Here is a 14034-nt window from a genome sequence, read left to right as displayed (position 1 = left end):
GAGCGGGCTCGATCAGGCGGGGCGGCCGGGGAAGGGCAGGGTCAGCGGGGTCTGGCCCGCGACCTTGCGCCAGGCGGTCGCCCGGTTCGCCGCGTCCACCATCGCGTCCAGGGCCAGCTTCCGGTACGCGCCCTCGGTGTCGGCCAGCGCCGCCCGGTACGCCGTCGTCACGCCGTCCTCGAGCAGGGCGGCCAGTTTCAGGGCGCCGGCCCGGTCCGCGACCGGTTCCGGCAGCGCGTACGCGGCTTCGCTGCCGGGTGCGTCCGCGCCGAGCAGGTCGTCGAGGCGGTCGCGCCGGGCCCGGTGGACGGCCTCGACGGTGCGGGCCGTGGTCGTCTCGCCGCTCTTGAGGAAGGGCCCGAGGATCCCGTAGCCGTAGATCGCCTGGTGTTCCAAGGTGAGCGCGGTCGCCAGCCGGGCCTTGCCGGCGGCGGTGAGTTCGGCGGCCGGACTCGGCGCGGCGGAACCGGACGGGGAGGTCATCTACAGCACCGCCAGGTGGGTCGACCGGGCGGCCGCGATCTCTCCGAGCAGGGTGGCCCGGCCGGCCGGGACGCTCAGCGCGGTCGCGTACGCGCTCTTCTGGGCGGCCGCCTCCGCGGTCTTCAGCCCGGCCAGCGTCGCCGGCGTGGACGAGGACGGCACCGGCGTACCGGAGGGCGGCTTGATGATCTCCGTGAGCGCGGTCACATGGGCGGCGTGCGTCTCGCGGATCGGTTGCAGCCGGCCCGCGAGATCGGGAACGGCCGCGATCGTCGCCTCGTACGCCGCGAGCAGCGCCCGCGTCTGGCCGAGGAAGCCCAGCAGGGGGTCGGGTGCCGGCGGCTCGGGATCGCCCAGCAGGTCGCATCCCGCGAGGACACCCGCCGCCCCGATCGCCGCCAGCCCCCGCAACAGGTCGCGCCGCGGGCGTCCGGCGCGATGATTCGGCGTCTGCATCCTGACCAGTGAACACTACGGACCGGCCGATCACGAAGTTAGGGTCCGCGTCGATGCCCGGGATGCCATGATCATCCTGAGGAGATGCCGCGATCAGTACGCGGAGCAGGCGTACGGCGGATGGCCCGCGCGCCGATTCACGCTCGGTAGTCACCTCGCGTTAGGCTCTGCCCAGCCGTTGCCTGCCCTATCTGCGGGTCGTCCGACCCGCGGGGAGAGTCGGTATACATCCGATCATCACCGAGAGGGGTCTGCGTATGGCTCAGCGTAACCGTCGCAGCGCGGCCCCGACTGCCGCCCCGGTCATCGCACGGACGTCCCCCGCCCGCCTGACCGAGGTCCGCGAGCGGGTCGGCGACCTGGTGGCCCCGCTGCTCGAGGCGGCCGGCTACGACCTCGAAGACCTTGCCGTACGCCAGATCGGCCGACGCCACCAGTTGCGCGTCACGGTCGACGGCGACGGCGGCGTGAACCTGGACACCATCGCCGACCTGTCCCGGCTGATCGCCGACGCGCTCGACGACGCGGAGGCGACCGGCAAGGAGCTGGTGCCGGGCGAGTACCAGTTGGAAGTCAGCTCGCCCGGCGTCGACCGGCCGTTGACGCTGGCGCGCCACTGGCGCCGGGCGGTCGGCCGGCTGGTGACCGTGAAAACCACCCAGATCCTGCCGAGTGTCGCCAAACCCGGCAAAGCTGGTAAGAATTCCGCTACCGTGACGCCGGCCAAGGCGAGCGGTGGCACGACCGTGACCGGCCGGGTGATTGCGGCCGACGAGAAGACGGTCACCCTGGAGGTCGCCGAGAAGAAGTCGACCACGCGGCACGTATTGGACCTGGCCGAGCTCGGCCCGGGGCACGTGCAGGTCGAGTTCTCCCGGCTGGAGGAGATCTCCGACGAGGACCTGGAAGAGATCGGCGGCGACGACACCGGCGCCGACGAGCACGACGCCGGCGACGAAGACGCCGACGGGTTGGACGACGAGGAAGACGCGGACGAAGACGTGGAGGAACGGTGAACATCGACCTGGCGGCGCTGCGCGCGCTGGAGAGGGAACGCGAGATCCCGTTCGAGACGATCTTGGCTGCGATCGAGTCGGCGCTGCTCACGGCGTACCGGCACACCGAGGGGGCGGAGTCGCACGCGCGCGTCGAGATCGACCGCAAGACCGGCGCCGCGACCGTGCTGGCCCAGGAGATCGACGAGGACGGCGGCATCGTCCGGGAGTGGGACGACACTCCCCATGACTTCGGCCGCATCGCGACGATGACGGCCAAGCAGGTGATCCTCCAGCGGCTGCGGGAGGCCACCGACGAGGTGCACTTCGGTGAGTACGTCAACCGCGACGGCGACCTGGTCACCGGCGTGATCCAGGCCCACGAGACGCGCTCGGAGAAGGGCATCGTCTCGGTCGACCTCGGCAAGCTGGAGGCCGTCCTGCCCCAGTCCGAGCAGGTGCCGGGGGAGGCGTACCGGCACGGCGAGCGGATCCGCTGCGTGGTCGTGCACGTGGTCAAGGGCCCGCGCGGCCCGCAGGTGACCCTGTCGCGGTCCCACCCGGCGCTGGTCAAGAAGCTGTTCGCGCTCGAGGTTCCGGAGATCGCCGACGGCACGGTCGAGATCGCGGCCATCGCCCGTGAGGCGGGCCACCGCACCAAGATCGCCGTACGCTCGACGGTCACCGGCGTCAACGCCAAGGGGGCCTGCATCGGGCCGATGGGCCAGCGCGTACGCGCGGTCATGAGCGAGCTGCACGGTGAGAAGATCGACATCATCGACTGGTCCGACGATCCGGCCGAGTTCGTGGGCAACGCCCTCTCGCCGGCGCGGGTCGTCAAGGTGGAGGTCGTCGATCTCGCGTCCCGCGCGGCCCGGGTCACCGTGCCGGGTGAGGTACTGTCGTTGGCGATCGGCCGGGAGGGGCAGAATGCCCGTCTGGCAGCGCGGTTGACGGGGTGGCGGATCGACATCCGTTCCGATCAGCCGGAGACCGGCGAGCGTCGGCCGGCGGAGGCGCCGGGCCGCCCGTCACGAGGTCTGGATCACGAAGCCGAACCGGCCTGAGGCAAGCCTCGGGTGTAGGAGTAGACTTTCCCGGTGGTACGTCGCGCGGAACCGGGCGACGCGGGTTTAACACGTCCTGTGCGAACCTGCGTCGGCTGTCGGCAACGCGCGACAGCCTCCGAGTTGCTGCGGGTCATCGCGGTCGCCGAGGCTGACGGGGCCGGTAGCGGCCAGGTCAGAATCGTTGCGGATCCGCGCCGCAGGGCGTCGGGCCGGGGCGCGCATCTGCACCCCACCCCGGCATGTCTCGCGCTGGCGGAGCGGCGCCGCGCCTTCGGGCGCGCGCTGCGAGTGGCGGGTGTCTGCGACACCGGTCCGCTGACCGAGGCGATCCACGGCGGGACCGTCCGCTGAGGTGGATCAGACTGGCAGACCTCCGGGGCACCTCGCCCCGGATGGATGTTGAGCAAGGTAGGACGACCGACATGAGCACACGATGAAGTCCCTGAAATGAACAGGCTTCAAGTGCACAAGTGAGGTCGCTGTGGGCTGCCGCCCGCGCGACCTCGGAGTGAGGAGTGCAGTGGCAGGCAAGGCCCGCGTACACGAGCTCGCCAAGGAGCTCGGCGTCGAAAGCAAGATCGTTCTCGCCAAATTGAAGGAGATGGGCGAGTTCGTGAAGTCCGCGTCGAGCACAGTGGAAGCTCCCGTCGCCCGTCGGCTGAAGGAGGTCTTCGGTCCCGGCACGTCGTCCAACGGCGGTGCATCGGCGGCCCCGGCCCCTTCCGGCCCCGCGGCGACGCCCGCGAGCGATTCGCGCGTGTCGGCGAAACCGGCACCGCCGAGGAAGATGGTCCCCGCGAAGCCCAAGGCTCCGGTGCCCTCTTCGGCAGCCGCGCCGATGGCGAAGAGCGCGCACGACATCGAGGTGGCCGCCGCAGAGGCGCGCGCCTCGGCGCTGAAGGCGGAGCAGGAGGCCACCGTCAAGGCGGCCCAGCAGGCCGCCCAGCAGCGGCGTGACCGACCGTCCGGTGAGGACGGTCCCAAGCCGACTTTCATGCCGCCCAAGCCCGGTTCGCCGGCAGCCCGTCCGCCGGCTCCGGCGGGGCAGCGGCCCGACCGGGGTCCCGGCGAGCACCGCGGCGACCGGCCGGCCGGTGACCGGGGCGATCGCGGCGACCGTGGTGGTGACCGTGGCCAGCGCGGCCCGGGCGCGACCCCGCGTCCGCCGGCCCGCAGCGGCGGCAACAACCCGTTCGGCATCACGCCGGGAGGCGCCCGGCCCACGCCGGGCAACGCCATGCCCCGGCCCAACCCGGCCTCCATGCCGCCTCGGCCGAGCCCGGCGTCCATGCCGCCCCGGCCCAGCCCCGGCCAGATGCCGGCGCAGCGTCCGACCCGCCCGGGTCAGGGCGGCGGCGCCGGTCGTCCGGGCGGTCCCGGCGGTGCCGGTCGTCCCGGTGGCGCCGGTGGCGGCGGCTTCCGCGGTGGTCCCGGTGGGGGCACCGGCGGTGGCGGCGGCTTCCGTGGCGGTCCCGGTGGGGGCACCGGCGGTGGCGGCGGTTACCGCGGTGGTCCCGGTGGGGGCACCGGCGGTGGCGGTGGCTACCGCGGTGGTCCCGGTGGCGGCGGCGGCGCCCCTGCGGGTGCCGGCGGTCCGGCCGGTGGCGCGGGTCGTCCCGGCCCGGGCGGCCGTGGTCGCGGTGGCGGTGCGGCGGGTGCCTTCGGGCGTCCCGGCGGCCGGCCCTCGCGTGGCCGTAAGAGCAAGAAGCAGCGGCGTCAGGAGTTCGACAACCTGTCCGCCCCGACGATGAGCTCGGGTGCGCCGCGGGGTCAGGGCCAGGTGGTCCGCCTGCCGCGCGGTGCTTCGCTGTCGGACTTCGCCGACCGCATCAACGCCAACCCGGGCTCGCTCGTCCAGGAGATGTTCAACCTGGGCGAGATGGTCACGGCCACCCAGTCGTGCAGCGACGACACGCTGCTGATCCTGGGCGAGCACCTCGGTTTCGACGTGCAGATCGTCAGCCCGGAAGAGGAAGACCGCGAGCTGCTCGCGCAGTTCAACATCGACCTCGACGCCGAGGTGGACGACGACCGCCTGGTCGTACGCCCGCCGGTCGTGACCGTCATGGGTCACGTCGACCACGGTAAGACCAAGCTGCTCGACGCCATTCGTTCGGCGAACGTCGTCGAGGGCGAGGCCGGCGGCATCACCCAGCACATCGGCGCGTACCAGGTGCACGTCGAGCACGACGGTCAGGACCGCGCGATCACCTTCATCGACACCCCGGGTCACGAGGCGTTCACCGCCATGCGTGCCCGTGGTGCGCAGGCCACGGACATCGTGGTCCTGGTGGTCGCGGCCGACGACGGCGTCATGCCGCAGACGATCGAGGCGCTCAACCACGCCAAGGCGGCCGACGTGCCGATCGTGGTGGCGGTGAACAAGGTCGACAAGCCCGAGGCGAACCCGGCCAAGGTGCGCCAGCAGCTGACCGAGTACGGCCTCGTGGCGGAGGAGTACGGCGGCGACACCATGTTCGTCGACATCTCCGCCAAGAGCCGGATCAACATCGACGGTCTGCTCGAGGCCGTCCTGCTGACCGCCGACGCGTCGCTCGACCTGCGGGCGCCGATCGACGGCAACGCGCAGGGCATCGCGATCGAGGCGCACCTCGACAAGGGCCGCGGCCCGGTGGCGACCGTCCTGGTCAACAAGGGCACGCTGCACGTCGGCGACTCGATCGTGGCGGGCAACGCGTACGGCCGCGTCCGGGCGATGCTCGACGAGAACATGCAGCCTCTGCCCGAGGCGGGTCCGGCGCGTCCGGTCCTCGTCCTCGGTCTGACCGCGGTTCCCGGCGCCGGTGACACGTTCCTCGCCGCCGACGACGACCGGACGGTACGCCAGATCGCCGAGCAGCGGCAGGCGCGCAAGCGCGCTGCCGAGCAGGCACGGCTGGCCGGCCGGGCGACGCTGGAGACGCTGCTCGAGAAGATCAAGGAAGGCGAGCGCACCTCGCTCGACCTCATCATCAAGGGCGACGTCGCCGGTTCGGTGGAAGCCCTCGAGGATGCCCTGGTCAAGCTGCCGATTCCGGACGAGATCCAGCTGCGGATCATCCACCGGGGCGTCGGCGCGATCACCGAGAACGACGTCAACCTGGCGTCGGCCTCGGCGGACTCGACCGCGATCATCATCGGCTTCAACGTGCGCCCGATGCAGCAGGCGCGCGAGCTGGCCGACCGCAGTGGCGTGGAGATCCGGTACTACACGGTCATCTACCAGGCCATCGAGGAGATCGAGGCGGCCCTCAAGGGCATGCTCAAGCCGGTCTACGAGGAGGCCCCGCTGGGCTCCGCGGAGATCCGGGAGACCTTCCGGTCTTCCAAGATCGGTCTCATCGCGGGTTGTATCGTCCGCTCCGGCATCCTGCGGCGCAACGCCAAGGCCCGGATCATCCGGGAGGGCACGGTCGTGGCCGAGAACGTCACGATCACGTCGCTCAAGCGGTTCAAGGACGACGCGACCGAGGTCCGCGAGGGCTTCGAGTGTGGTCTGACCATCGGCGGCTTCGGCTCGCCGCAGATCGGCGACATCATCGAGAGCTACGAGATGCGCGAGAAGCCGCGCGTCTGAGCTGAGATGTGGACAAGGGGCGTCCGGGTTCTCCCGGGCGCCCCTTATCGCATTGCCGACACGGCTGGCCGGACGATGCCCCCGGGTCGGGCGCCGTCGATACCATTCCGCCGTGGACAGGCCCGGGATCGTGCTCACCGTCCGCGGTGCGGAGCCGCGGTCCGCGTACCTGCCGGCGGAAGTGCTGGTCGCCCTGCGAGAACTCATCGCCGTCGTCACGCGTACGCCGACTGTGGCGGGCGGCCTCGTCGACCCGGCCCGGCTGCGCCGCCTCGGTGAGGCACTGGCCGGCCCCTACGACGCCGAGGTGGAGCCCGGCGAGGCGGCCGATCTCGAACTGCTGCAGGAGCAGATGGCGCTGCGGGCGACTCTGCCCCTGCGGATCCGGCCCACCTGCGCGGCCTGCGGGCTGGCGGCGGAGAAGCTGGTGAACCCGACCAAGCCGAAGGCCGGCAAGAGCGGAGAGGTCGCCGACGCGATCATCTCCACTGTGGACATGGCCGTCGAGCACCCGGTCCTCGCGGTCGTACGCCTCATGGGCGGCATGGGCAAGATCCGGGCCGGCGTGATCGCCGACATCCCGGTCTGTACGCGCTGCGACGGCGTCGAGTTCGACTCGCCGGCGGTCACGTTCTGCCCCGGCTGCCGGGCGATGCGCGAGGAGTCCGTGCTGATCAGCTGCCCCGACTGCGGGTACGCCTTCGGGCCGCCGGACCGGCCGCCACTGTGGATGACGGCCGCGGCGGCGGAATCGGCGTACCGGGTGGCGGAACTGGCGGCCCGGCTGCGGCGCGCGACCGAGGAGCTGCCCGCCGGACAGCGGCAGCACATCGTCGACGCGGTCGAGCCGGACGAGGATCTGGTGTGCCTGTTCCGCTGCGGCCGGCCGGGGGACGCCCTCGGCAGCGTGGCCGTGCTGCTGACCTCCCGCCGGCTGATCTGGGCCTGGTCGCTGATGGCCGCCAAGCTGAGCACGGGCACGCTCGACTGGCCCGACCTCGCCGCCGTACGCGTCTCCGGCCCCCTCGGCCAGCAGCAGCTGGAACTCGCGGTGGTGCACACGCCGACCCTGATCTTCAACCGGTTCAAGGGCAGCGGGGAGGTCTTCGACGGCCGCCCGGCCGACTACACGCCGGCCGGCATCCAGGCGATGATCTGCGACCTGACCGGGCTGCCCCGGGTGGCCTGGGAGGATCCGGCGCTGTTGCGGCCGGTCGTCGTCCCGCCGCAACCGATCTCGGGGCCGCCGGTCTCGGTGCCGCCCGTCTCCCCGGCCCCGCCGCCCATCTCCCCGGCTCCGCCGTTTTCGCCGGCCCCGCCGCTCCCGGCCGCTCCGCTGGTCGTGGTCCAGCCGGGCGGGAAGCCGCCGATCGTCCTGCCGGCGGTACCGATCGCGGGCCTGCCGCCGGTCGTCCCGCCGGCGCTGCCGGTCCAGCCGCCGGCCCCGCCCGCCCCGCCCGCCCCGCCCGCCCCGCCCGCTCCGCCGGTCCAGCCGCCGGCTCCGCCGGTCCAGCCGCCCGCTCTGCCCGGCCAGGTGACGCAAGCGCCTGTGCAGCCGCCCGTGCAGCCGCCTGGTCAGGCGACGCAGGCGCCCGCGCCGCCGCAGCCACCGGTTCAGCCCCCCGCCGAACCGCCCACGCCGCCCGTGCAGGCGGCTCCGCTGCCCCGCGCCGGCTGGTACGCCGATCCGTGGCGGCACGCCCGGCTGCGCTGGTGGGACGGTCGCGTCTGGACCGCCCACACCAGGAGCTGACGCGAAGCGGATGGACAGGAGCTGGCGCGAAGCCGGACGAACCCGCCCGCTAAGCTCAGCCCGGTGGAATACGCCCTGCTCGTAGCGCCCTCGGCCAACCGTGTGTACGCCCAGTCCGCCCCCGATCTCACGCGTGCGGAGCTGGCGGCCTTCTCCGCCGGGGCGCTCGGCGGTGCCCTGGGCCCGGTCGAACGGCGGGAGTTCGGCGGCCGGCCCTATCTCGTCTTCGCGACCGAGAATCCGCTGACCGAGGCCGAACTGGGCGTACTGGGGAATCTGTCGAGCGGCTTCGCGCTCTTCGAACTCGCCGGCGAGGGCCTCCTGCGGCCGGTGCTGACGCCGCCGATGGCCACGTTCGACGACGACCTGATCAGCATCCCCAAGTACTCGGGCAAGACCAACGAGCACTTCACCCAGCTGCTGCTCAACGTCACCGCGCTGGCCAGCGCCTGGGGTGCCGACTTCGGTACGCGTACCTTCACCGTGCTCGACCCGGTCGCCGGCCGGGGGACCACCCTGAACCAGGCCCTCATGTACGGGTGGGACGCGCTCGGCATCGAAGTCGACGGCAAGGACCTGGAGGCGTACGAGGCGTTCCTGAAGACCTGGCTGCGCCGCAAGCGGATCAAGCACTCCGCCGAGGTCACCCCGCTGCGCCGGGAGGGCCGCCGGCTCGGCCGCCGGTTCGACGTGCAGTTGCCCACGACCAGCCAGCGCCTGACGCTGTTCGAGGCCGACACGGTCAACGCCCGGCTCCTGATGAAGCGGCAGAGCACCGATCTCATCGTCGCCGACCTGCCGTACGGCGTGGTGCACGGCTCGCGTACCGGCGGAAAGTTGCAGCGGGGACCGCTGGACCTGTTGGAGACGGCGCTGCCCGGGTGGGTCGAGCTGATCCGGCCCGGCGGGGCGCTGGGCCTGAGCTGGAACACTCACGTCGCGCCGCGCGAGCATGCGCTGGAGCTGCTGGCGGACGCGGGCCTGACGCCGATCGAGCCGGCGCTCGGCTTCGAACACCGGGTCGACCAGGCGATCAACCGGGACATCGTCCTGGCCCGCCGCTGACTCCCGCCCGCCTGACGCTCCTGGCCGCCATGATCCCGTTTGGATCACGGTTGCCACCCGAATCATGGCCCAAGATTCGGGTGATTTCCCTGATCCAAACGGGATCATGGGGGTGAGCGGAATCGGGGTGAATATGATCTTGGAAGGCTTTAGGATCGGCGCGTGTTCACTGGAACCCTGGAATTCGACCTGCTCCTGCCTGGCGACTCGCGGTCGCTGAAGGACAAGCGCGGCTACGTCCGCCCGGTCATCGCCGCCCTGCACAAGTTCGAGGTGGCCGCCGCCGAAGTCGGCGACCAGGACCGGCACGGCCGGGCGCGCATCGGTGTGGCGGCGGTGGCCGATGAGGCCCGCCACGTGAACCGGGTGCTCGACGAGTGCGAGCGCGCGGTCGCGGCGCGCCCGGAGATGGAGCTGCTCTCGGTGCGGCGGCGGCTGTTCAGCTCGGAGGATTGACGGATTTCCGCGCCGGGCCGGGCCGAGGACCGCCAGGTAGGCTGAGAATCCGGAGATCCTCTCCCGGAGAGAGTCTCCGCTGTCCGATCACGTGTGGAGGTGGCGAGATGTCTGATCCTGCCAAGGTACGCCGGCACGCCGAGCGCGTCCGGGAACTGGTGGCGTCTGCGGTGCGGACGCAGATCAAGGACCCCCGGCTCGGCATGATCACTATCACCGACGCCCGGATCACGGCCGATCTGCGCGAGGCGACCGTGTTCTACACAGTGCTCGGCGACGCGGAGGACAAGGCGGGCACGGCCGCCGCCCTGGAGAGCGGCAAGGGCCTGCTGCGCAGCATCGTCGGCAAGGCGCTGGGCATCCGCCACTCGCCCTCGCTGGCCTTCGTGCTCGATGACGTCCAGGAGCACGTGAAGCACATCGACGACCTGATCGCCGAGGCGCGCCACAAGGACGAGCAGGTGCACAAGCTCGCCGAGGGCGCCGCGTACGCCGGTGAGCCGCAGCCCTACAAGGTCGACGACGATCTCGACGACGAGGAGTTCGACGAGGACAGCGAGGACGAGGAGTCCGACTCGCCGGCCGCGGCGCGCCGCTGATGGGAGGGGTCGGCGAGGAGCACTGGGCGGCGGCCGTCCGTCTCCTTCGGGAGGCGGTCGAGCACGACCGGCGGATCCTGCTGGTCTGCCACGTGAACCCGGACGGGGACGCGTTGGGCAGCCTGCTCGCCGTCGGTCAGGCGCTGACGGCGCTGGGCGGTCGCGTACAGGCGACCTTCCCGGGTCCGTTGGAGCTGCCCGAGCCCCTCGCCGGCCTGCCCGGCCAGCATCTGCTGGTGGCGGAGGAAGCTGTCGGCGTACCTGACGTGATCGTCACCCTGGACGCCGCCAGCGAGGAGCGCGTCGGCCGGTTCGCCGCCCTGCTGGACGGCGTACCGAGCGTCGTGCTCGATCACCATGCCAGCTACACCGGGTTCGGCGGGATCCCGATCGTGGACCCGGGCGCCGCCGCGACCGCCGTCCTCGCCGCCGAGCTGATCGAGCGGCTGGGCGTGCCGTTCGACCGGGACATCGCGTACTGCCTGTATGTCGGGATCATCACCGACACGGGCTCGTTCCGGTACGACCTGACCACTCCGGCCGTGCACGCGCTGGCCGCCAAGCTGCTCGCGACCGGGCTGCGGCCGGGGGAGATCTCGCGGCGCGTCTTCGACACCCGTCCCTTCGGGGCGGTACGCCTCTACGGCGACGTCCTCAGCCGCGCGGTGCTCGAACCCGAGCACCGTCTCGTGTGGACCACGGCGACCCTGGCCGACCTGGAACGGCACGGGCAGCCGGCGTACGTGCTGGAGGGCCTGATCGACGGCATCCGGTGCGCGGCCGAGGCGGACGTCGCCTGCCTGCTCAAGCAGATCGCCGACGAGCGCTGGTCGGTGTCGATGCGCAGCCGGGGCGGCACCGACGTCAGCCGGGTCGCGATCGCGCTGGGCGGCGGCGGCCACCGGCTGGCGGCCGGCTTCACCGGAACCGGGGCGGCCGATGAGGTCATAGGTCGCATCCGGGCGGAGTTGGGACGCTAAAACCCTCCACGGGGGCAATCCGACGAGCCACAATCGAGGGATGGATCAACCGGAACTCGCCGTTCCGAGCGCTCCCGCCTGGTCGCGCCCGGTCGTGATGATGCCGATCTTCACCGTGGCGTCGCTCCTCGGCGGCCTGCTCCCGTCGTTTTCCATCGAGGCCAATCTCTACATCTTCGCCCTCGGCTCAGTCATGCTGTGGTTGGGCCTGTCGCAGCGGGTACCCCGGCGGCCACCGCCCCGCCGGCTGCCCAGAGGGCTCGTCTGGTGGCTCCTGCCGGTCGGCGTGTTCGTCTTCTTCGAGCTGTCCACGTTCGCCTTCGGCTCGACCGAGGAGTACCCGACCCTCTCCCTGCTCGCCGACCCGGTTCTCGACCACTACGTGCCGCGCGCCCTCGTCTACTTCGGGTGGCTGAGCGGCTTCTGGGGGCTGGTACGCCGATGAGTGTCACGCGCATGATCGCGATCGGGGGCTTCGTGCTCGCGGCCCTGCTCGTCGTCGGGGTCGAGTGGGCGGCCCGCCGCTGGCACCGCATCCCCACCCTCGGGGACATGGCCGCGGTGATCATGACCCACGAGGCGGGCCGGATCCCGGTCGGCCGGATCGCGGTCTTCGGCTTCTGGTGGTGGGTCGGCTGGCACTTCCTGGCCCGCTGAGCAGGTGTCGGAACAACGTCACCGGCGAAATTCGGTGTTCCACAGGGCGGGAAAGTCGTATCGCTTCGTGGACTTGAACGATAGTTTCGGAAACTATGCAAACTAACGTTAAGTCAGCCCCGGCCAAGCCGCGTCCGACCACCGAAGAGGCTCGCGAACAGCTGCGTCGCGCCCTGCAGACGTCCATGGATACCCGCCAGTAATCGACCCGCTCCGCGACCTGTAACAAGCAAGGCCGTGTTGACTCCTTACAACGGAGACGGCACGATGTGCGGGTGACCGCCGTGACGATCCACTCCGGCCAGACCGCCAGCTTCCGGCGTATCGCAGGACTCGCGCTACCGGCGCTCGCAGTCCTCGCCGCCGAACCGCTCTACCTCCTCGTCGACACCGCCGTCGTGGGCCACCTCGGGCGCGTTCCCCTGGCCGGCCTCGCCATCGGTGGCACGGTGCTGGCCGTGACCGCCTGGCTGGGCAACGTCCTGGCGTACGGGACGACCGGACGGGCCGCCCGTAGTTTCGGTGCGGGCTCGCGACCGGCGGCGGTGGCGGAAGGCGTCCAGGCGACCTGGCTCGCCCTCGGCGTGGGACTCGTCTTCGTGGTCCTCGCCCAGTTCGGGGCAGGCCCGCTGACCAGCGCCCTGAGCGGCGATCCGGAAGTGGCCGCGGCCGCGCACACGTGGCTGCGCATCGCGAGTCTCGGCGTACCGTTCATCCTGTTGATCTTCGCGGGCAACGGGTGGATGCGAGGCGTCCAGGACACCCGCCGGCCCGTGTACTACGTGCTCGGCGCGAACGTCCTGTCCGCCGTCCTGTGCCCGCTGCTGGTCTACCCGGCCGGCCTCGGCCTCGCCGGCTCGGCCGTCGCCAACGTGGCCGCCCAGATCACCGCCGGCGTCCTGTTCCTGCGCGCGCTGATCGCCGAACGCGTACCGCTGACCCCGCAGCCCGCCGTCCTGCGCCGCCAGCTCGTCCTCGGCCGCGACCTGCTGCTGCGCGGCGCCGCCTTCCAGGCCTGCTTCCTGTCGGCCGCCGCCGTCGCGGCCCGATTCGGCGCCGCCGCGGTCGCCGCCCACCAGATCGGCCTGCAACTCTGGATGTTCTGCGCGTTCGCCCTCGACGCGGTCGCCATCGCAGCCCAGTCCCTCGTCGGCTCCGCGCTCGGCGCCGGCGACGTCATGGCCGCCCGGCGTACCGGTGCGCGGATCGGCTGGCTCGGCCTCGTCAGCGGCGGCGGCCTGGCGCTGATCGTGCTCGCGCTGGCCGGCGTACTCCCGCATGTCTTCACCGACGACGAGGCGGTGCTCGCGCAGGCCGCGGTGGTCTGGCCGTGGTTCGTGGCCATGCTGCCGCTCAACGGCGTGGTCTTCGCCCTCGACGGCGTGCTCGTCGGCGCGGGCGACGCACGCTACCTGCGGAATCTCACGTTCGTCGCGGCCCTGTGCGGTTTCCTGCCGGCGATCTGGGCGGCGCTGATCTTCGACTGGGGCCTGAACGGGGTGTGGGCGGGCCTGACCCTCTTCATCGTCCTGCGCCTCGTCGCCGTCCTCCTGCGCCTGCGCGGCGGCGCCTGGGCGGTTCCCGGATCTCTTTGAAGAATCAAGATCTTTTGAAGATCTTTGTCCCGGGTTCGTCGATCTCGCTTCCGCTCCTCCCGCGGGAGACCGTTGCGCCCCTATCGCTGCGCTCCGGGGACTCCACTGCCAGGTTGGTGGGGCGACGCATCGTCCACCGTCGTCCGGTCACTGTTTACCCCCAACCCCCGTCCGGACTTTGTCGCGACTGTCCGACTTGTGGGCGGTCGCAGTGGGCTGGATCTTGACGGATGTCGGGAAAGAAACATCATTCTGGCCGGTTTGACGTTGCTTTCTAGACATCCGTCAAGATCCACATTTACGAAGCCGTTCAGGGGTGCTGCGGGTCGCTGAAGCGTGGCCGTGCCC

Annotated in this window: 14 protein-coding genes; 12 read left to right on the top strand and 2 right to left on the bottom strand. The window is 71.5% G+C overall.

All coding sequences use genetic code 11. From position 1 onward, the window contains the following. Positions 1 to 12: 12 nt before the first annotated feature. Together G401_RS0136775 and G401_RS0136770 are read right to left on the bottom strand one after the other, a co-directional pair. Positions 13 to 483 (bottom strand): ferritin-like domain-containing protein, encoded by a 471-nt coding sequence (locus G401_RS0136775; RefSeq protein WP_084558030.1) that lies wholly within the window; start codon positions 481 to 483, stop codon positions 13 to 15. Then, positions 484 to 939: a hypothetical protein gene (locus G401_RS0136770; protein WP_051367770.1), complete on the bottom strand. Its 456-nt coding sequence runs from the start codon at positions 937 to 939 to the stop codon at positions 484 to 486. A 257-nt stretch (positions 940 to 1196) separates the two neighbouring features. On the opposite strand from G401_RS0136770, the gene rimP reads away from it, so the two are divergent. The 12 genes from rimP (at position 1197) to G401_RS0136715 (ending at position 13686) form a co-directional block, all read left to right on the top strand. Beyond that, positions 1197 to 1955, top strand: a complete 759-nt coding sequence (gene rimP / locus G401_RS50975; RefSeq protein WP_064741948.1) for a ribosome maturation factor RimP — start codon at positions 1197 to 1199, stop codon at positions 1953 to 1955. Continuing rightward, positions 1952 to 3001: a transcription termination factor NusA gene (gene nusA / locus G401_RS0136760; RefSeq protein WP_027346415.1), complete on the top strand. Its 1050-nt coding sequence runs from the start codon at positions 1952 to 1954 to the stop codon at positions 2999 to 3001. The genes rimP and nusA overlap by 4 nt, the downstream gene beginning before the upstream one ends. 33 nt (positions 3002 to 3034) lie before the next feature. After that, the gene (locus G401_RS55325) at positions 3035 to 3355 is read left to right on the top strand and encodes a YlxR family protein (RefSeq protein ID WP_211240952.1); all 321 of its coding nucleotides are present in this window, start codon (positions 3035 to 3037) and stop codon (positions 3353 to 3355) included. Between the two features lie 169 nt (positions 3356 to 3524). Further along, entirely contained in the window at positions 3525 to 6581 is a 3057-nt protein-coding gene (infB, locus tag G401_RS0136755; protein WP_027346414.1) for a translation initiation factor IF-2, read from the top strand. Positions 6582 to 6693: 112 nt separating this feature from the next. Further along, positions 6694 to 8334 (top strand): DUF2510 domain-containing protein, encoded by a 1641-nt coding sequence (locus tag G401_RS53805; protein ID WP_051367769.1) that lies wholly within the window; start codon positions 6694 to 6696, stop codon positions 8332 to 8334. 63 nt (positions 8335 to 8397) lie between these two features. Beyond that, positions 8398 to 9399 (top strand): TRM11 family SAM-dependent methyltransferase, encoded by a 1002-nt coding sequence (locus tag G401_RS0136745; protein ID WP_027346413.1) that lies wholly within the window; start codon positions 8398 to 8400, stop codon positions 9397 to 9399. A 162-nt stretch (positions 9400 to 9561) separates the two neighbouring features. Then, a complete protein-coding gene (locus G401_RS0136740) occupies positions 9562 to 9855 on the top strand; it encodes a DUF503 domain-containing protein (RefSeq protein WP_027346412.1) in 294 nt (97 codons plus the stop codon). Between the two features lie 107 nt (positions 9856 to 9962). Continuing rightward, the gene (gene rbfA, locus G401_RS0136735) at positions 9963 to 10454 is read left to right on the top strand and encodes a 30S ribosome-binding factor RbfA (RefSeq protein ID WP_027346411.1); all 492 of its coding nucleotides are present in this window, start codon (positions 9963 to 9965) and stop codon (positions 10452 to 10454) included. After that, complete coding sequence (locus tag G401_RS0136730; RefSeq protein ID WP_034594227.1) at positions 10454 to 11434, top strand: DHH family phosphoesterase; 981 nt, start codon at positions 10454 to 10456, stop codon at positions 11432 to 11434. The genes rbfA and G401_RS0136730 overlap by 1 nt, the downstream gene beginning before the upstream one ends. A gap of 40 nt (positions 11435 to 11474) precedes the next feature. Next, positions 11475 to 11879, top strand: a complete 405-nt coding sequence (locus tag G401_RS0136725; RefSeq protein ID WP_027346409.1) for a hypothetical protein — start codon at positions 11475 to 11477, stop codon at positions 11877 to 11879. Between the two features lie 11 nt (positions 11880 to 11890). Further along, positions 11891 to 12091, top strand: coding sequence for a DUF6186 family protein (locus G401_RS0136720; RefSeq protein ID WP_027346408.1), 201 nt, complete (start codon positions 11891 to 11893; stop codon positions 12089 to 12091). Between the two features lie 275 nt (positions 12092 to 12366). Beyond that, positions 12367 to 13686: an MATE family efflux transporter gene (locus G401_RS0136715; protein WP_027346407.1), complete on the top strand. Its 1320-nt coding sequence runs from the start codon at positions 12367 to 12369 to the stop codon at positions 13684 to 13686. The last annotated feature ends 348 nt before the right edge of the window (positions 13687 to 14034 follow it).

The sequence above is a fragment of the Hamadaea tsunoensis DSM 44101 genome (genome assembly GCF_000428945.1).
Lineage (GTDB): Bacteria > Actinomycetota > Actinomycetes > Mycobacteriales > Micromonosporaceae > Hamadaea > Hamadaea tsunoensis.
Note: the sequence above shows the minus strand (reverse complement) of the source record. Positions and strands in the feature narration are given on the sequence as shown.

Coding starts and splice junctions, on each gene's coding strand:
- G401_RS0136775 (WP_084558030.1), bottom strand. CDS start 483: ATGACCTCCCCGTCCGGTTCCGCCGCGCCGAGTCCGGCCGCCGAACTC.
- G401_RS0136770 (WP_051367770.1), bottom strand. CDS start 939: ATGCAGACGCCGAATCATCGCGCCGGACGCCCGCGGCGCGACCTGTTG.
- rimP (WP_064741948.1), top strand. CDS start 1,197: ATGGCTCAGCGTAACCGTCGCAGCGCGGCCCCGACTGCCGCCCCGGTC.
- rbfA (WP_027346411.1), top strand. CDS start 9,963: ATGTCTGATCCTGCCAAGGTACGCCGGCACGCCGAGCGCGTCCGGGAA.
- G401_RS0136730 (WP_034594227.1), top strand. CDS start 10,454: ATGGGAGGGGTCGGCGAGGAGCACTGGGCGGCGGCCGTCCGTCTCCTT.
- G401_RS0136725 (WP_027346409.1), top strand. CDS start 11,475: ATGGATCAACCGGAACTCGCCGTTCCGAGCGCTCCCGCCTGGTCGCGC.
- G401_RS0136720 (WP_027346408.1), top strand. CDS start 11,891: ATGATCGCGATCGGGGGCTTCGTGCTCGCGGCCCTGCTCGTCGTCGGG.